This is a genomic window from Enhygromyxa salina, assembly GCF_002994615.1.
GTDB classification, from domain to species: domain Bacteria; phylum Myxococcota_A; class Polyangia; order Nannocystales; family Nannocystaceae; genus Plesiocystis; species Plesiocystis salina_A.
In genome coordinates, this window is the sequence record NZ_PVNK01000015.1 from 68322 (window position 1) to 85861 (window position 17540).

At 70.3% G+C, this 17540-nt stretch carries 17 protein-coding genes and 1 pseudogene; 8 read left to right on the top strand and 10 right to left on the bottom strand.

All coding sequences use genetic code 11. The features are described from left to right. From ENSA5_RS01795 to ENSA5_RS01805, 3 genes are read right to left on the bottom strand one after another with little or no spacing between them, the layout of a single operon-like run. Positions 1 to 813 (bottom strand): biotin--[acetyl-CoA-carboxylase] ligase, encoded by an 813-nt coding sequence (locus ENSA5_RS01795; protein WP_106389817.1) that lies wholly within the window; start codon positions 811 to 813, stop codon positions 1 to 3. Continuing rightward, positions 797 to 1465, bottom strand: a complete 669-nt coding sequence (locus ENSA5_RS01800) for an MBL fold metallo-hydrolase (protein ID WP_106389818.1) — start codon at positions 1463 to 1465, stop codon at positions 797 to 799. The genes ENSA5_RS01795 and ENSA5_RS01800 overlap by 17 nt, the downstream gene beginning before the upstream one ends. A gap of 45 nt (positions 1466 to 1510) precedes the next feature. Next, on the bottom strand, positions 1511 to 2470 hold the full coding sequence (locus ENSA5_RS01805) for an SGNH/GDSL hydrolase family protein (RefSeq protein ID WP_106389819.1): 960 nt from the start codon (positions 2468 to 2470) through the stop codon (positions 1511 to 1513). A 170-nt stretch (positions 2471 to 2640) separates the two neighbouring features. Here ENSA5_RS01805 and ENSA5_RS01810 point away from each other — a divergent pair, with 170 nt between their 5' ends. Continuing rightward, positions 2641 to 3666 carry an Rpn family recombination-promoting nuclease/putative transposase gene (locus tag ENSA5_RS01810; protein WP_106389820.1) on the top strand — a complete coding sequence of 342 codons (1026 nt, stop codon included), beginning with the start codon at positions 2641 to 2643 and terminating at the stop codon, positions 3664 to 3666. Here ENSA5_RS01810 and ENSA5_RS36835 read toward each other — a convergent pair. Beyond that, positions 3638 to 3802: a hypothetical protein gene (locus ENSA5_RS36835; RefSeq protein WP_181197185.1), complete on the bottom strand. Its 165-nt coding sequence runs from the start codon at positions 3800 to 3802 to the stop codon at positions 3638 to 3640. The two genes, ENSA5_RS01810 and ENSA5_RS36835, sit on opposite strands and share 29 nt — an antisense overlap. A 35-nt stretch (positions 3803 to 3837) precedes the next feature. Between ENSA5_RS36835 and ENSA5_RS01815 the strand changes: the two genes are divergently transcribed. Then, on the top strand, positions 3838 to 4077 hold the full coding sequence (locus tag ENSA5_RS01815) for a DUF4351 domain-containing protein (protein ID WP_106389821.1): 240 nt from the start codon (positions 3838 to 3840) through the stop codon (positions 4075 to 4077). Here the strand turns inward: ENSA5_RS01815 and ENSA5_RS01820 are convergent. Beyond that, positions 4049 to 4363 (bottom strand): annotated as a pseudogene (locus ENSA5_RS01820) (ABC transporter ATP-binding protein); the annotation flags it as partial. The gene ENSA5_RS01815 and the pseudogene ENSA5_RS01820 overlap by 29 nt on opposite strands. Before the next feature lie 199 nt (positions 4364 to 4562). Here ENSA5_RS01820 and ENSA5_RS01825 point away from each other — a divergent pair. Beyond that, complete coding sequence (locus ENSA5_RS01825) at positions 4563 to 5612, top strand: Rpn family recombination-promoting nuclease/putative transposase (protein WP_106389822.1); 1050 nt, start codon at positions 4563 to 4565, stop codon at positions 5610 to 5612. On the opposite strand, the gene ENSA5_RS36840 is transcribed toward ENSA5_RS01825, so the two are convergent. Next, positions 5584 to 5748, bottom strand: a complete 165-nt coding sequence (locus ENSA5_RS36840) for a hypothetical protein (RefSeq protein WP_181197187.1) — start codon at positions 5746 to 5748, stop codon at positions 5584 to 5586. The genes ENSA5_RS01825 and ENSA5_RS36840 overlap by 29 nt on opposite strands. A 35-nt stretch (positions 5749 to 5783) precedes the next feature. Here ENSA5_RS36840 and ENSA5_RS01830 point away from each other — a divergent pair, with 35 nt between their 5' ends. Continuing rightward, complete coding sequence (locus tag ENSA5_RS01830; RefSeq protein ID WP_106389823.1) at positions 5784 to 6047, top strand: DUF4351 domain-containing protein; 264 nt, start codon at positions 5784 to 5786, stop codon at positions 6045 to 6047. Here the strand turns inward: ENSA5_RS01830 and ENSA5_RS01835 are convergent. The 4 genes from ENSA5_RS01835 to ENSA5_RS01850 form a co-directional block, all read right to left on the bottom strand. Further along, positions 6019 to 7932 carry an ABC transporter ATP-binding protein gene (locus ENSA5_RS01835; RefSeq protein WP_258182695.1) on the bottom strand — a complete coding sequence of 638 codons (1914 nt, stop codon included), beginning with the start codon at positions 7930 to 7932 and terminating at the stop codon, positions 6019 to 6021. The genes ENSA5_RS01830 and ENSA5_RS01835 overlap by 29 nt on opposite strands. Before the next feature lie 778 nt (positions 7933 to 8710). Next, positions 8711 to 8941 carry a helix-turn-helix domain-containing protein gene (locus ENSA5_RS01840; protein WP_181197189.1) on the bottom strand — a complete coding sequence of 77 codons (231 nt, stop codon included), beginning with the start codon at positions 8939 to 8941 and terminating at the stop codon, positions 8711 to 8713. 380 nt (positions 8942 to 9321) lie between these two features. Then, complete coding sequence (locus ENSA5_RS01845) at positions 9322 to 11643, bottom strand: glycosyltransferase 87 family protein (RefSeq protein ID WP_106389826.1); 2322 nt, start codon at positions 11641 to 11643, stop codon at positions 9322 to 9324. After that, the gene (locus tag ENSA5_RS01850; RefSeq protein WP_106389827.1) at positions 11640 to 13367 is read right to left on the bottom strand and encodes a DUF8728 domain-containing protein; all 1728 of its coding nucleotides are present in this window, start codon (positions 13365 to 13367) and stop codon (positions 11640 to 11642) included. The genes ENSA5_RS01845 and ENSA5_RS01850 overlap by 4 nt, the downstream gene beginning before the upstream one ends. 104 nt (positions 13368 to 13471) lie before the next feature. On the opposite strand from ENSA5_RS01850, the gene ENSA5_RS01855 reads away from it, so the two are divergent. The 4 genes from ENSA5_RS01855 to ENSA5_RS01870 all read left to right on the top strand — a co-directional run bounded on the left by ENSA5_RS01855 (position 13472) and on the right by ENSA5_RS01870 (position 17478). After that, positions 13472 to 14578, top strand: a complete 1107-nt coding sequence (locus tag ENSA5_RS01855) for a glycosyltransferase family 2 protein (protein ID WP_106389828.1) — start codon at positions 13472 to 13474, stop codon at positions 14576 to 14578. Positions 14579 to 14582: 4 nt separating this feature from the next. Then, on the top strand, positions 14583 to 15209 hold the full coding sequence (locus ENSA5_RS01860; RefSeq protein ID WP_106389829.1) for a class I SAM-dependent methyltransferase: 627 nt from the start codon (positions 14583 to 14585) through the stop codon (positions 15207 to 15209). 190 nt (positions 15210 to 15399) lie between these two features. Beyond that, positions 15400 to 16482: a hypothetical protein gene (locus ENSA5_RS36845; RefSeq protein WP_181197191.1), complete on the top strand. Its 1083-nt coding sequence runs from the start codon at positions 15400 to 15402 to the stop codon at positions 16480 to 16482. Positions 16483 to 16509: 27 nt separating this feature from the next. After that, the gene (locus tag ENSA5_RS01870) at positions 16510 to 17478 is read left to right on the top strand and encodes an alpha/beta hydrolase family protein (protein WP_106389830.1); all 969 of its coding nucleotides are present in this window, start codon (positions 16510 to 16512) and stop codon (positions 17476 to 17478) included. Positions 17479 to 17540 lie beyond the last annotated feature (62 nt).

Sequence of the window (17540 nt, forward strand, 5' to 3'; positions counted from 1 at the left end):
TCAGCGGAGCCAGACGTCGGCGCTTTGGACTCGGAAGCTGGGGCCGCCGTCGTCGGGCCGGGCCAGGAGCGCGCCGTCTTCGGCGAGGCCTTCGGCGCGGGCGTAAACGCGGCGGCCGTCGGGCTGCTCGACCTCGATCGCGCGACCGATGACGAGGCAGTGGGGCTCGTAGCGGGCGCGGATCGCAGGGAAGCCGCCCGCGAAGAAGCGCTCGAGGGTGCCCTCGAGCTCGTGGAGGACGGCGGCGAGGATCGTGGCGCGGCCGCGGCGGTCGGCTTCGGGGAGGTGGAGGGCGAGGCTGGTCGCGCGCGCGCGTAGGCTCGGCTCGAATTCTTCGCGGGTCCGGTGGACGTTGACGCCGAAGCCGACGACGAGCTCGACCTCGCGGCCGCGCCAGCGGCTCTCGCACAAGATCCCCGCGAGCTTGCGGCCGCCGAGGAGCAGGTCGTTGGGCCACTTGAGCGCGAGGCTCGACAGCTCGGCGCCGAAGACCGCGACCAGGCCCTCGCGCAGGCCAACGCCGACGGCCAGCGCGAGCGCGCCGAACCCGGCCGAGGGCGCGCCCGGGCGCAGGACCACGCTGGCGTAGATGTCTCGGCCTGGCGGCGAGGACCACGGACGCCCGAGGCGGCCGCGGCCCGCCGTCTGGGCGTCGGCGGTCACGAGCGCGCCGTCGGGCGCCCCGGCCCCGAGCCACTCGAGCGCGCGGTCGTTGGTCGAGCCGATCTGCTCGTGGTGCTCATGCACCCGGCCGAGGCGGACGGTCGTCAGCAGCGCCGGGAGCTCGGCGAGCGCGTCATCGGGGCGGGACACGGACCTTCTTGTAAGCGCAAAAGGCCTCGACGGTGTCGGCGAGCAGCGCCGGGTTGTTGGCGAATTCCCACATCAAGGTGCTGGTCGGGGTCTTGCCGTAGTCGTGACCGGGGTACAGGCGGGTCTGCTCGGGCAGGCTGCCGAGCTTGCGCTGGAGCGTGTCGACCATCGCCGCCGGGTCCGAGCCCTCATAGGACACGCCCCCGCACGAGCCGACGAAGAGCACGTCCCCGGTGATCAAGGCCTCGCTCTCGGGTCCGTACCAGCACACGCAGCCGGGCGTGTGGCCCGGGGCCCACAGCGCGCGCATGCGTCCGGCGCCGACCGCCACGTCTTCGTCGTCCGCGACCGGCTCGACCCGGCGCGCGAAGCTCGACGCGACCGGGACCTCGACCGGGTGACAGCGGACCACCGCGTCGGTCTCGGCCACGGCCTCGTCGAGACCCGCGACGTGATCGTCGTGGGTGTGGGTCAACAAGATCGTCGTGACGGTCCAGCCTCGCTCCCGGACGATCTTCATCAGCCGGTCGACCTCGAAGGCCGGATCGACGAGCGCGGCCTCGCCGGTCTCGGGGCAGCCGATGACCTCGCAGAAGTTCTGCAACAGGCCGACTTCGAGCTGGACGATCTCGAGGGCTGGGGGCGCGCTCACCCGCGCAACACAGCACAGGGATCCTGCCCCGGCAAGCCCGTCGTGCTACGGAGAGGGATCGATGAAGTCGTTGGTGATGTCGGCCATGAGCCTCAGCTGCTCGACCTCCTCAGCCGAGAGCTCGGGCGGCGCGTAGTCGCTGGTCGAGCAGGCCTGGTCGACGATCTTGCCGAAGAACACGCACGCCGCGAGGTAGCTCCCAGCCAGCGAGGGGTGGCTGCCGTCGCCGGCGTAGAGATCGAGACTGTCTTGCGGGTCGAGCTGCAGCGTCGACATCCACGCGTCGCCGACGGGCGCGACCTCGGTGTCGCTGGCGAGCGCGGCCTCGAAGTAGCCGCTCGCGAGGCCCTCGTACATCTCGTCGACGCTCATGCCGAGCTGGGCGAGATCGGGGTTGCCGGCCTCGCGGGGCCAGGTCTGGTAGAGCAGCACCCGCGCGTCGCCGCCCATGGCCGAGAGCGCCGCGAAGTCGAGGACCGCCTGCTCGAAGGTCGGGTAGTCGAGGATCGGCTCGACGCTCTGCCCCTGGATCACGACGACGTCCCAGTCGCCCGCGAGGGCGTCGACGACCTCGGGGTTGGCGAGGTGATCGACCACGCGCGCGCCGCCCACGGTGATCGAGTCGGTGCTCAGGGGCGTCGCCGAGCCGTCGCCGAGCGCCGCGACGAGGCCCGGGAGGTCGTTGAACGCGGTGTAGCTGTTGCCGACGAACAGGACCGCGGGGACCTCGACCGGGTCGCCGTCGCCGTCGCCGTCGCCATCGCCGTCGCCATCGCCATCGCCGTCGCCATCGCCGTCGCCATCGCCATCGCCCTCGCCGTCGCCATCGCCGTCACCATCGCCATCGCCATCGCCATCGCCGTCGCCGGTGGACGAGCTCGCGTCGGACTCGCCGGACTCGCCGAACTCCGCAGACGACTCTCCGACCTCCGCGCCATCGGGCGCGGGCGCACACGCGGACAGGGCAATCATCAGGCCGAGACCAAAGTCGAGCACGCGGGGCATCGGTGCCCAAACAATACCCTCGCGCGGGCGATGGGAACACCCTGAAAGACGAGGCCCCGCCGCCGCACGCCTCGACGTCCCACAAATGTTCGCAGTCAGCCCCGACCATGTTCACGGGTCAATACGACGACTCCATGATACAGGCACTTCGCAGTTAGGGATTCCGACCGATGACGTCTCGACCCCACGATGCCCTGTTCAAAGCCGCGTTCGAGACCCCCAGGCACGCCATGGGGCTGTTTCAGCTGGTCCTACCCCCCGACGTGAGCGCCGCGATCAGCTGGAGCTCCATCACCCCCGAGTCCGGCACCTTCATCGATCCCGATCTCGTCGACCAACACAGCGATCTGTTGTTTTCCGTCCAGCTCGACGGTACGCCCGCGCTGCTCTACCTCTTGCTCGAGCACCAGAGCACCCACGCCTCCGACATGCCTCTGCGCATGGCCGAGTATCTCCTCCGGGTCTGGAGGCGCTACCAAAAGGGCCACGGCTTGCCCCTCCCGCTGATCCTGCCCGCGCTCGTCAGCCACGCCCCGAACGGCTGGACGGCGTCCCGATCCCTCCATGGGCTCGTCGAGCCGCCTCCTGCGTCGATACCGGGGCTCGCGCCGCTCGTGCTCAACCACTGCCCCCTCGTCCTCGACCTCGCCGACAGCGACGACGACAAGCTTCGAGACTGGGCCCTGGCCGCGTTCCCCAAGCTCGCGTTGGTCGTTCTCCGAGACGGCCGCGACCCCGAGCGCCTCCGCCGAGACTTCAACCACTGGCGCGACACCTTCCGCGAGGTCCTCCGCGCCCCGAACGGAGCCGAGGCCGTGGCGCAAGTGTTGCGCTACGTCGCCCTGGTCACCGGGAACATGCGCTTCGAGGAGTTTCGTGCGACCATTCGAGAACAGCTCCCCGAGGCAGGAGAGATCGCCATGACCATCGCCGAAGAACTCCGCCAAGAAGGTCTACAACAGGGTCTACAACAGGGTCTACAACAGGGCCTACAACAGGGTCGCCAGCAAGAGCGCGCCGAGCTGCTCGTCAAGCAGCTGGCCCTCAAGTTCGGGACCTTGTCGCCCGCATGCGTCGCCCGCATCGAGTCCGCGACCTACGAACAGCTCGAACGCTACATCGAGGGCGTGCTGACGGCCGAGTCCCTCGAGTTTCTGTTCGCGGACGCTAGCGATAGCCTTCGGCCTGAAGCGTGAACAGCCGCGCGTAGCGGCCGTCGTTGGCCATCAACTGCTCGTGCGAGCCCTGCTCGACGACGCGCCCGTGGTCGAGCACGACGATCTGATCCGCCGAGCGCACGGTCGAGAAGCGGTGCGAGATCAGGATCGCCATCCGGTCCGCAGCTCCCCGAGGCAGGAGAGATCGCCATGACCATCGCCGAAGGACTCCGCCAAGAAGGTCTACAACAGGGTCGCCAGCAAGAGCGTGCCGAGCTACTCGTCAAGCAGCTGGCCCTCAAGTTCGGGACCTTGCCGCCCGCATGCGTCGCCCGCATCGAGTCCGCGACCTACGAACAGCTCGAACGCTACATCGAGGGCGTGCTGACGGCCGAGTCCCTCGAGTTCCTGTTCGCGGACGCTAGCGATAGCCCTCGGCCTGGGGCGTGAACAGCCGCGCGTAGCGGCCGTCGTTGGCCATCAGCTCCTCGTGCGAGCCCTGCTCGACGACGCGCCCGTGGTCGAGCACGACGATCTGATCCGCCGAGCGCACGGTCGAGAAGCGGTGCGAGATCAGGATCGCCATCCGATCCGCGGTCAGGTTGCGCACGTGCTCGAACACGGTCGCCTCGGCCTCCGCGTCCATGGCCGCGGTCGGCTCGTCGAGCACGAGGATGTCGGCCTGCGAGCGCATGAAGGCCCGGGACAGGGCGACCTTCTGCCACTGCCCCCGAGAGCTCGCGCCTCATACATGCCGCCGATCGAAGACAAGCTCGCGTCGGACTCGCCGGACTCCGCGGACGACCCTGAAAGACGAGGCCCCGCCGCCGCACACCTCGACGTCCCACAAATGTTCGCAGTCAGCCCCGACCATGTTCACGGGTCAATACGACGACTCCATGATACAGGCACTTCGCAGTTAGGGATTCCGACCGATGACGTCTCGACCCCACGATGCCCTGTTCAAAGCCGCGTTCGAGACCCCCAGGCACGCCATGGGGCTGTTTCAGCTGGTCCTACCCCCCGACGTGAGCGCCGCGATCAGCTGGAGCTCCATCACCCCCGAGTCCGGCACCTTCATCGATCCCGATCTCGTCGACCAACACAGCGATCTGTTGTTTTCCGTCCAGCTCGACGGTACGCCCGCGCTGCTCTACCTCTTGCTCGAGCACCAGAGCACCCACGCCTCCGACATGCCTCTGCGCATGGCCGAGTATCTCCTCCGGGTCTGGAGGCGCTACCAAAAGGGCCACGGCTTGCCCCTCCCGCTGATCCTGCCCGCGCTCGTCAGCCACGCCCCAAACGGCTGGACGGCGTCCCGATCCCTCCACGGGCTCGTCGAGCCGCCTCCTGCGTCGATACCGGGGCTCGCGCCGCTCGTGCTCAACCACTGCACCCTCGTCCTCGACCTCGCCGACAGCGACGACGACAAGCTTCGAGACTGGGCCCTGGCCGCGTTCCCCAAGCTCGCGTTGGTCGTTCTCCGAGACGGCCGCGACCCCGAGCGCCTCCGCCGAGACTTCAACCACTGGCGCGACACCTTCCGCGAGGTCCTCCGCGCCCCGAACGGAGCCGAGGCCGTGGCGCAAGTGTTGCGCTACGTCGCCCTGGTCACCGGGAACATGCGCTTCGAGGAGTTTCGTGCGACCATTCGAGAACAGCTCCCCGAGGCAGGAGAGATCGCCATGACCATCGCCGAAGAACTCCGCCAAGAAGGTCTACAACAGGGTCTACAACAGGGTCTACAACAGGGCCTACAACAGGGCCTACAACAGGGCCTACAACAGGGTCGCCAGCAAGAGCGCGCCGAGCTGCTCGTCAAGCAGCTGGCCCTCAAGTTCGGGACCTTGTCGCCCGCATGCGTCGCCCGCATCGAGTCCGCGACCTACGAACAGCTCGAACGCTACATCGAGCGCGTGCTGACGGCCGAGTCCCTCGAGTTTCTGTTCGCTGAGGCTAGCGATAGCCCTCGGCCTGAAGCGTGAACAGCCGCGCGTAGCGGCCGCCGTTGGCCATCAGCTGTTCGTGCGAGCCCTGCTCGACGACGCGCCCGTGGCCGAGCACGACGATCTGATCCGCCGAGCGCACGGTCGAGAAGCGGTGCGAGATCAGGATCGCCATCCGGTCCGCAGCTCCCCGAGGCAGGAGAGATCGCCATGACCATCGCCGAAGAACTCCGCCAACAGGGCCTACAACAGGGCCTACAACAGGGCCTACAACAGGGTCGCCAGCAAGAGCGCGCCGAGCTGCTCGTCAAGCAGCTGACTCTCAAGTTCGGGACCTTGCCGCCCGCATGCGTCGCCCGCATCGAGTCCGCGACCTACGAACAGCTCGAACGCTACATCGAGCGCGTGCTGACGGCCGAGTCCCTCGAGTTCCTGTTCGCGGACGCTAGCGATAGCCCTCGGCCTGGAGCGTGAACAGCCGCGCGTAGCGGCCGTCGTTGGCCATCAGCTCCTCGTGCGAGCCCTGCTCGACGACGCGCCCGTGGTCGAGCACGACGATCTGATCCGCCGAGCGCACGGTCGAGAAGCGGTGCGAGATCAGGATCGCCATCCGATCCGCGGTCAGGTTGCGCACGTGCTCGAACACGGTCGCCTCGGCCTCCGCGTCCATGGCCGAGGTCGGCTCGTCGAGCACGAGGATGTCGGCCTGCGAGCGCATGAAGGCCCGGGACAGGGCGACCTTCTGCCACTGCCCCCCCGAGAGCTCGCGCCCGTCCTTGAACCAGCGCCCGAGCTGGGTCCGGTAGCCCTCGGGCATGTCCTCGACGAAGGCGTCGGCCATGCCGAGCTCGGCGGCCTCGCGCCAGCGGGCCTCGTCGTCGAAGTTCTCGACGTCGCCCGCGCCGACGTTCTCGCCAACCAGCATCTGGTAGCGGGCAAAGTCCTGAAAGATCACGCCGACCCGCGTGCGCAGGTGGTGCGGATCCCACTGCGAGAGCTCGAGCCCGTCGAGGAGGATCCGGCCCTCGCTCGGCTGGTAGAGCCGCGTCAGGAGCTTGATGAGCGTGGTCTTGCCCGAGCCGTTCTCACCGACGAGGGCCAGGGACTGCCCGGGCCGCAGGTGCAGATCGACGCGCTCGATCGCGGGCGCCGTGCTGCCCGGATAGACGAAGCTCACGCCCTCGAAGCGCACGCCGTCGCCGGGCTCGGGCCCCTCGACCGCGACCCCGGGCTCGCTGCCGACCGGCTGATCGAGGTACTCGTAGAGGTTCGACAGGTAGAGGTTGTCCTCGTACATGCCGCCGATCGAAGACAAGCTGGCGGCGACGGCGGCCTGGCCCTGACGAAACACCAACAGGTACATGGTCATCTCGCCGAGGCTGATCTGGCCGCGCACGGTCTCGACGACGATCCAGGCGTAGGCGCCATAGAACGCCGCGGTCCCGAGGAGCCCGAGGGCGAAGCTCCAAAACCCGCGGCGCAGGGTCAAGCGGCGATCCTCGGCGAACACGAGCTGGAAGATGTCGCGGTAGCGCTGCAGCAGCAGCGGGCCGAGGCCGTAGAGCTTGACCTCCTTGGCGTAGTCCTCGCGGGCGAGGACCGTCTCGAGGTACATCTGCTTGCGGGTCTCGGGAGAGCGCCAGCGAAACAGGCGAAAGGCCTCGCCCGAGAACTTGGTCTCGACCAAGAAGGCCGGGAGCCCGCCGAGGACCAGGACCAGCACCGCCCACGGCGAGAACGCGAGCAGCAAGATCGCGTAGCTGGCCAGCGAGATCGCGTTTTGGACCAGGCCGAAGGTCCGGTTGACCAGGCTCAGGGGCCGCGACGAGGCCTCGCGCCGGGCCTGGGTCAGCTTGTCGTAGAACTCCGAGTCCTCGAAGTGGACCAGCTGCAAGGTCAGGGCCTTCTCGAGGATCATGACGTTGACCCGGTGACCGAGCATCGCCCGCAGCAGCGACTGGCACATGCTCAGGCCTTTTTGGGAGCCCGCGAGGACGATCATGAGGCCGCCCTCGAGCGCGACCCAGCCGAGCACGATCTGAACCACCGGCTCGGCGCCGAGCTCGACCGCCGCCGCCGCCGCGACGACCGAGTCGACGATCTGGCGCCCAACCCAGGCCGCGGCCGCGGGCGTCAAGCCTGCGACCAGGGTCAGCAGCGCGAGCAAGATCGTGAGCAGCTTCGAGGTCGTCCAGACCAGCTCGACCGCGCGCTTGCTGTAGCGGAACACGCCGAGGAACTCTTTGAGGCCGAGACGCTTGCCCTTGCGCGCCGCGGCGTTGGCCTCGGCGCCGTGCGGTGAGGGATGCGCGCGCTTGCTGCTGTAGTGGGCGACCATGGCGGGGCGAGTGCCGCACATGATGCGGCCCCCCGCGAGCGTCCGCACCCCCCGAATCGAGGAGCGGGCCCCTGGGATTCCGAGCCCTGAATCAAGCGCTGCGCGCTCGCCTTCCGGCTCGTACTCGTCTTCAAGGGGCCGCTCTCAACCAAAGAGCAGGCCGAGGGGCACGCACAGACCCGGCGGGTCGAGCTCGATCTACGCCCCCACCTGGGAGCGTAGATCACTCCGGCTCGCCAAGGTTGCGAGCGCGGCGAAGCCGAGAGATCCACGCCCCCCGCGTGACTCACGCCACGGCCAGCCCGAGGCTCACTCGATCGGCGCCCGCTCGCGAGCAGGAGCGCACGGTAAGCCGACCAACTGGAGTATCCACCCGCGGGAGTCTCGACCGAGTCGCGCTCGATCCGGGCGAGCTCGTGACCAGCCTTGTTTCGAGCGCACGCTGGCGCGGCTCGACTCGCGCCGACGCCCGCCCGGCGATCACTCTCGCCAGCGTGGCGAGGGGGGCTGCGCGGAGCGAGATGGTTGCGGCTCGCACACGCCGACGGGCATGACGCGAGCGAGGGAGCTGTGATCCGCTCGGGCTCGAGCCCATGGCGAGCTCGAAGCATGCTTGCTCGGGCCACGCTCGCGAGCACGTCGCGATCGAGGCGACTGTGCCTGAGACAAGCGGAGGTGGAAGCTCGAGTTGGGTGGCCCTCGCGCTGGCGGGGCCGGGCAGCGTCGCGTGATCGAGTGACGCGCGGCGGCCCGAGGGCTGTGGGTACAGCGGGCCGGCGAGAACGACGCGCCCCGAGCCCTACACGCCCCAGCGACGCGCCAGCACCTGGCGCTCCCACAGCGTGAAGAGCTCGCCCAGACCCATGTCGAGCGCCTGGGCGAAGCTGCGCAGGGTGTCGACGTCGGCGGCGTGCTGGCCGAGCTCGAGCGCCCGGATCACCTCGATCTGCAGCCCGCTGCGAGTCGCAACCTGCTCCTCCCCGAGGCTCAGATCGAGCCTCAGCTGTCGCAGGTGACGCCCGAGCTCCACCTCCGACGGGCCCCAATTGGGTCGCTCCTCAATATCCACAGCTCATGCTCGCGCAGATGTCGCGACTTGACGAGAGACGAGCCCATGGGTTGGTACCGGAAGATATGCTGGTCTCGATCGCGAAACGTCCGTGACGCCGGCCAAAAGTCGTGGAATCTCCCCGACTTCTCGCCTGGGGGTCGCGAACTGATCCGGCACACCTGCTGGTTTATGAAGTGCAGCCTCGACGCGAGTTCGGGCCAAAACAGACTTTGAGTCGAGTACTACCCAACGCATCGGTTGGGTTTTGCGATGGGCCCGAGAAAACCCAACCTCCAGGTTGGGGCCGAACCCAACGATTTTCATAGTAACCGGGAAGATTTGCAGGTTTTGAACCAGCGTTAACGCGATGAAGGTGCCACGGCCCAGAGCCAGAGGTCATCGGCGAACAGCGCGGCTTTGGGGTCATCGTCGATGAGGTGCAGCCGAACCTCGGCGCCCGCCCACTCCCCAGGCACGACCCAACGCACCCGACGAAGATCCATGCGGGTCTTGGGCAGCTCCAAGCTGACGCTGCGGCCGTCGGCGGCGACGAGCTTGGCGGCGAGCTGCTTGCGCCGCCCCGTGGTCCCGAGCAGCAGCTCGACGGCGCCGCCCTCGGGCAGCGTGAAGGCTGGGGAGCGCAGCTCGCCCCGGGCCGCGACGCGCTTGCCCGAGGCGGCGCTCGAGACCAGCCGGGCGCCGCCGTGGGGGCCGATCGGGGGCATGCCGCGGGAGAAGCTCCGCACGGATCGACGACCGAAGGCGATGCCTCCGACGACCTCGAAGCCGTCGAGGCCGCCGCCCTCGAAGTCGGCGATCACGGTCACGCCTTCGGGGACCTCGCGCGGCTGCGCAGGCGTGAGCAGCAGCTGCTCGCCGCGCCAGGGCGTGACCATGCCGGCCTCGGACATCCAGCCGCTCATCGGTCGCACCCGCCGCCCGCCGTAGCGGCGCGAGTCCACGGTCCAGCCCGACAGCTCGCGCAGCATCCAGCGGGGCACGCCGCCATCGATCCACACGGCCTCGACCTCGCCCGTGGCGATTCGATCACGGATCGCGCCCTGGAGCTCGGCCCGCTGCTCGGGCGAGACGTCGTTGATGCCCATCGCCCCGACGTGCCCGCGACCGCCGGCGAGGATCGGCCACCACGGGCGATGGAGCGCGAGCAGCCGGGCGCCGTCGCGGGCCTCGATCTCGCGGCGCAGGGCCCGAGCGCGGTCGCGCTGCTCGGGCCGGGGGACCGTGCGCCAGGGATCTTGCCAGGCGTAGCTCTGGCCCAGACCCGCGCGCAGGCCCTCGGACTGGATCGGCTGGTAGATCGGCTCGACGGCGAGGGCGAAGCACAGCTGCAGCGCGACGAGGCCGAGGCCGCACAGCTCGATCGCGCGGCGCAGGCCGATCACGGCGACGAGATCGTCGCGGCGCAGGGTCGAGTCGGGCAGCGCGACCGCCAAGAAGGCGGCGCCAAAGCACACGCCCGGGATGAAGGCGTTGGGCTCGGCGAACTGGGTCGAGTAGCCGAGCGCGCTGACGAGCAAGCCGGCGGCGGCGAACAGGCCCCAGTAGATCTCGCCGCGGACGGTCCGCAGCCCGAGCCAGGCCGCGCGCAGCCAGGCTCGGCCTCGGCCCGCGAGCTTGCCCGCGACCGAGGAGCTCGCGGCGGCCGCGGACGGGCCAGCGTCCCGCATCCGCAAGAGGCGCCGGAGCTGGCCGGCCCGGCGCAGGCCGAGGCCGAGGCCGACCCCGAGCAGCGCGACCAGCAAGGTCGCGACGAAGGGCCCCGCGTGGACGAACATGCCCCAGGTCTTGGTCCGGAACCGCTCCTCGTTGAACCGGTGGGTCTGGTGGGTCTCGTAGATCCACGTCCACAGCCAGCCCTCGGTCAGCCACTGCCCGAGCAGCACGCCGCCGCCGTCGATCAGCGCGATCGTCCCGGCGTAGGCCCAAAACTGACGCGGGGCGACCAGCAGGCCCGCGAGGCCCGAGACGAGCACGAACACGGCCGCGGTCTGCTTGGTCCAAAACGCGAGCGCGACCAGGGCCCCGGCGAGCGCCGCCTTCTTCCAGCTGCCCTCGGACTCGCGCAGCAGGACCAGGCCCCAGATCACGAGGGCGAGGAACAGCGCGTCGCCGCGGGCGAGGTCGAGCCAGCGGAAGGTGAACACGTAGCCCGACAGGAACAGACCGACGGCCAGCCAGCGGTGCGAGGGCGGCTTGTCCTCGACCCGGCACAGGCGCCACAAGGCGGCGCAGACCGCGATCACGGCGGCGATCGAGACCGCGCGGGCCAGGGCGTAGCCGAGCGGAAACACATGGCCGAGCGCGGCGATCAGCGCGGGATAGAGCGGCGTGTACAAGAAGGGCACGAAGTCGGCGCTCGGCGGGCCGTAGACGGGCAAGCCCTGTTGCACGCGCCAGGCCTGCTGCAAGGTCCCGCCCTCCATCCACTCGAGCTCGAGGGGAAAGCCGACGCGCAGGGCGAACACCAGCGCGATCACCAGCGCCCACAGGACCGACAAGGCCACGACCACGCGGCGCAGGAGCAACACGGCTCGGCCCGGCGGCACGCGCGAGCTCGGGTGCCGTGGCGGCATGCCCTCGGTCGGCGCGGGCGCGGGCGCGGGCGCGGGCTCGGGCGGCGGCCGGACCGAGTCGAGCTCGATGACCTCGGCGCCGCTCACTTCGACCTCCGCAGCGCCCGCTCGTCGAGCTCCTCGAAGCGCCCGACCGGGCGCAGGCAGCAGTAGTAGTGGCTCGGCAGCGCGCCGCCCTCGGCGCGGGGATCGGGGATCGGCCCGGTCTCGACGCAGGCCCAGCCGGTGAAGCCCCGGACCCCGCGCGCGCGTCGGCTCGAGCCCGGCAGCCGCTCGCCCGCGTAGCCGATGTGGCAGATCAGATCGGGCTCGTGGCTGCGCATGTAGTCGAGCGGCGCGCGGAGCTGATGGCCGGGTCGCGCGCCCTGTTCGTGGGTGCGGGGCTCGGCGACCGCGGCGACGCCCGGATCGACGAGGCCGTAGCTGTCGTAGGCCGGCAGCTGCGACGCGTAGGGCAGCGCCCCGGCGGCGCCAACGGTGATCAGGGTGTCGGCCGGGACCTGCGCGGCCAGGGCCCGACCGGCGGCGTAGCGGATCGCCGCGAAGCGATGCATCGCGTCGACGCCCTCGAAGCCCGGGGTCTGCTTCGGGTCCTCGTAGTCGATGTGCAGGTGGGCGTGGGCGCGATCTTCTTGGATCCGCGCGGGGATCTGGCGGGCATAGCCGAGCACGAGCGCGAGCGCGAGCGCGGCCCAGGCCAGCTCCGTCCACGGCGAGCCCAGCCAGGCCCGGGCGCGCAGCTCGTCGCGGGCCTCGGCCACGAGCAGGCCGACGAGCAGCATGGTCAGGGTCGTGGCCGGGAGCAAGAAGCGCCCGTAGGCCATGAAGTCGCCGCCGATCGACCACACCCACCACGCCTGGGCGGCGATCGGCAGCGCGAGCAGCAGGTGGCGCGGGCGCAGCAAGAGCGCGAGCGGGGCCAGCCACAGCAGATCCATGCGCGAGGCCCAGAACTTCAGGTAGCCGACGCCGTAAAAATCGCGCAGCGCGGCCCCGTGGTGCTTGACCGCCCAGGTGTTGGGCAGCCACTCGCCGTAGTAGGCCTTGCGGACCAGCACCTGGGCCACGAGCGGCACCGCGAACAAGACCGCCGCGATCCCGACCCGGCGCCAGGGGATCGAGGGGCTCGGCGCCTCGTTGGCCCGGCGCTCGAGCCCGACGACCGCCAGCCACCCGAGGCCAAAGGCCGCGACGCTCAGCAGCGCGTCGGGGCGGGTGAGCCCGGCGAGGGCCGCGGCCACCGCCGCGAGCTCGATCCCTCCGCGCAGCCACAGCCACATCGCCAGGAGGCTCAGGCTCAGCGCCAAGCTGGTCTCGAGCCCGCCGCTGCCCCAGACCACGAACTCGGGCACGCACACGAGCAGCGCGGGCCCGAGCAGATCCACGAGCTCGAAGGGCGCCGCGCGAGCGCGGCCGCGGTCACCCCTGGCCGGCCCGAAGCGCCCCCGCAGCTCGGCGCAGATCAGCGCGACCAGGAGCAGCGCCCCGAGCGAGGCCGCGGCCGTCAGGACCGGGGCCAGCCCCTCGGCCCGCAGACCCAGCGCGTCGCCGAGGCCGAGGAGCAACACCCACAGCAGGTTCGTGTAGCCCTCGACCGGCTCGCGCGGGGCGAGGTTGTAGACCAGCGCCCCGTGCTGCCCGAGGTTGCGGGCGTAGCGAAAGCTGATGAAGGCGTCGTCGCACAAGAACGACCACGGCCGCAGGTGGACCAAAAAGCCCACGCCGAGGCCGAGCGCGGCCAGCAGCGAGAGCTGCCGCCCGACCCCAGCCGACGTTTTCGCCTCGCCTCGAGGCAGGTCGCCCTCGCGCATGCGTGCTCGGCATGGTAGCGGTTCAAAGTCCCCCGGCGAGTCCCGAGGCCCCGGCCCGGCGCCGGACTGAACGCCAGGCCAGAGCGCAGCCGGCGCAAACCTCGATGAAGGCCCCCACGACCGAGTTGACGACCGAGCTGACCCCAGCGCCGAGCGGCTCGGCGGGCCCGGCTCCCGATCGCGCCGGGCCCAAGCTCATCATCCAGATCCCCTGCCTCAACGAGCGCGACCACCTGCCCGGGACCCTCGCCGACCTCCCGCGCTCGATCCCCGGGGTCGCGCAGATCGAGGTCTTGGTCATCGACGACGGGAGCAGCGACGGGACCCGCGAGCTCGCGGTCGAGCTCGGCGTCCATCACATCGTCCGCTTCCCCCGCAACCGGGGCCTGGCCGCGGCCCACAGCGCGGGCCTCGACGCCTGCCTGCGCCTCGGCGCCGACATCGTGGTCAACACCGACGCCGACAACCAGTACAAGGGCGAAGACATCGCCCGCCTCGTCGGCCCGATCCTCGACGGCCGCGCCGACATCACCGTCGGCGATCGTCAGACCGACAAGATCGCCCACTTCTCGTGGCTCAAGCGGGTGCTCCAGCGCTGGGGCTCGGCCCTGGTCCGGCGGGCCTCGGGCGTCTCGGTGACCGACTCGACCTCGGGCTTTCGCGCGATGAACCGCAAGGCCGTCTCGACCCTGTTCGTGCACAACAGCTTCACCTACACGCTCGAGACCATGATCCAGGCCGGCAAGGCCGGGCTCGTGGTCGACAACGTGAAGATCGAGACCAACCCCCAGACCCGGGCGTCGCGGCTGTTCTCGTCGATCCCCGAGTACCTGCGCCGCAACGGGGCGGTAATTTTTCGGGCCTACGGCATGTACTGGCCGGTCCAGACCTTCGGGTTCATGGCCGCGCTGCTGGTCCTGGTCGGCCTCGCGCTCGGCGGGCGCTTCTTGTACTTCTACATCCTCGAGCCCGGCGTCTCGGGCCACGTGCAGAGCTTGCAGGTCGGGGTCGGTGCGGTCGTGCTCGGCTTCGTCGTCGGGCTGATGGCCTTCCTCGGCGACCTGCTCGCGGCCAACCGACGCCTCAACGAGGAGCTGCTCGCGCGGGTCCGGCGGCTCGACGCAGATCTCGCCGCCGACAAGCGCGCCCGCGGGCTCGCGCTCGAGGGTATCCTCAGCACCGGAGCCGAGCCCTGGCGGCCCGAGGCCTGAGCCCATGCACGCTGGCAGCACCCCCGACACGACAACGAACGTCGTCGGCAACTTCGAAGACAAGTACGCGTCGAGCAACCCGATCGCCAAGGCCCTCGTCGCCGGCTTCCTCGACGCGGTCACCGAGCTCTTCGTGCTCGCGCAGCCTCGGGCCAAGACCGTGCTCGAGGTCGGCTGCGGCGAGGGCAAGCTCGCGACCCGGCTCGTCCGCAACGCGCCCACGCCCGCCCGCTACCTGGCCACGGACGTCTCGCTCCACACGCTGAGCCCCGAGCTCGACCCGCGCATCGAGACCGAGGCCGCCTCGATCTACGACCTGCCCTACGCAGACAAGAGCTTCGACATCGTGGTCTGCTGCGAGGTCCTCGAGCACCTCGACACGCCCACCCGCGGGCTCGAAGAGATCAGCCGCGTGGCCCGGGAGCGGGTGTTGATCTCGACCCCGTGGGAGCCGGTCTGGCGGGCGATGAACATGGCCCGGGCGAAGTATTTGTTGAAGCTCGGCAACACGCCGGGCCACATTCAGCACTTTTCGCGGCGCGGGCTCGAGACCCTGGCGGCGACCTATCTGCACATTCACGGCATGCGGACGCCGCTGCCGTGGACGGTGATCCTCGGCGAGCCGCTCTGACGCCTCCGCTGGGTGTGGGCAATCGCAGCACGCCAGGCCTCGCCTCGCGAGGGTCCGCCCGGCCCGGCCCGGCGGCCTGGTCGTGACCGGATCGCCGGGGTTGGCTGCGAATTGCAGCCCGGGCCGCGGCCCGATACGGGTATTCCAGCCGCGGCCGGCGGTGTTACAGTTTCGCCCCTCACAAAACTTGATGGCACACCGCATTCAAACAACCTGGACCCTCGTACTGGCTTGCTCCGCCGCGTTCACCCTCGGGTGTTTCGTCGATCCCAGCGACGACGTCGGCAGCGACACCGCGACCACTGGCGACGGCGACACCGCGACCACTGGCGACGGCGACGGCGACACCACGACCACTGGCGACGGCGACACCACGACCACCGGCGACGGCGACGGTGACCCCGGCGACGGCGACACCACGACGACCGGCGACGGTGACGCGTGCGGGGCTGGGTTCTCGTGCATCCCCGAGCCTGGCCCGGCGTGGGTGGGGCCCGTCGCGCTCGCCGACGTGGATCCGGGCTGCGCGGGCGCCTACCCGAACGAAGACCAGGCCATGTTCGCGGAGCTGCTGGTCGGGCCCGGCAGCTGCGAGTGCAGCTGTGGTGAGGCCGAGGTCGAGTGCTCGACCAACATGAGCGCGATCGGCTACGGCCAGACCGGCTGCAGCAGCGCTCAGGGGTCCCACGCGCTCGGCGAAAACGAGTGTTACAACACCTTCGCGGACTCCCACGGGGTCAGCCTCGGCTCCGCGAGCACGAACTGCGCCGACGGCATGGTGACCGCGACCCTGCCCGACCCCAACTTCGGCAGCGCGGTCGTGAGCTGCGGGGGCGCGACGCCGGGCTCCGGGACCTGCGACCCTGGGGAGCTGTGCATGCCCGTGCCCGGCCCGGACTTCGGCAGCGGCATCTGCTACTCGACCGAGGGCGACACCGCCTGCCCCGCGGGCTACCCCGACAAGACGGTCTACTTCACCAACATCGAGGACACCCGCAGCTGCCCCGACATGTGCTCGTGCACGGGGAGCGGGGGGAGCTGCAGCGTCTCGGTCACCGGCTTCGCCGGACCGAACTGCGTCAGCGCGCAAGGGGCCGTGGTCGTGGCGTCCGGGGGTGAAGAGTGCGCTGCGACCAACAGCGACCTCGTCGAGTCGATCCGGCCGGGCAACGTCAGCGTCGAGAGTGCGGGTGTCTGCGCCCCGCAAGACCTGCCTGCCCCCGGCGGCGAGGTCACGCTCGAGAACGCCGTCACCGTCTGCTGTCGGGGCTGACCCGGCCCAGGGGGTAGACTCGCGGCGATGCGCTCGTTGATCGTCGCCCCCCTTTGTGCCCTGTGGCTGTGTGCCTGCGTGTCCGAACCGGTTGCGGACGACCAGGACGGTGACGAGGCCACCGACGCGAGCTCGAGCGACTCGAGCGACTCTGCGGACGCGAGCGGTGACGGTGACGGTGACGCGAACGGCGACGGCGACGGCGACGAGCCCCCGCCCGCGCCCGCGGACATGCCGACGCCGACGGGCGCGTGCCCGAGCTTCGTCAGCGGCGACGCGACCTTCTCACCGGCCTCGATCGCGCCCCGCAGCGTCAAGCTGTGGGCCGGCGACAACCCCGAGCCGGGCGGCATGCTGGTCCTGTACTGGCACGCCTACACCTCGGCCCCCGACGAGGCCGCGTTCACCCTCTCGCTGCCCGTGATCGACGCGATCGTGGCCGCAGGCGGGGTCGTCGCGGCGCCCTACAGCGCCGACGACGTCGGCGAGTTCCCGTGGTTCGTGGTCAACCTGTCGGACCGTCCCGACGACATGCTGCTCGCCGACGAGATCGTCGCGTGCGCGGTCGAGGAGGTCGGCATCGACCCGCGCCGGATCCACTCGACCGGGATGTCGGCCGGCGGCCTCCAGACCACCGCCTTCGCGATGGCGCGCTCGCGCTACATCGCGTCGGCGGCGAGCTTCAGCGGCGGCGCCTACACCCAGCTCCCCTTCGAGGACCCCAGCAACCACTTCGCCGCCATGATCATCCACGGCGGCGACAACGACGTCTTCGGGGGCCAGGTCAACTTCAAGACCCTGAGCACGGCGTGGTTCAACCAGCTCACGGACAACGGCCACTTCGCGTTCATGTGTGATCACGGCGGCGCCCACACGATCCCGCCCGACTACGGTGCCGACGTCGTCAACTTCTTCTTCGCCCACCCCTTTGGCACCGAGCCCTCGCCCTACGCCGAGGGCCTGCCGCCCGAGCTGCCCGACGACTGCTCGCTCTGAGCGCAGCCTCGTCGGCGCTTCGAGCCGGCGGGGCCGCGCGCTATCATCCGCGGCGCGCCCCC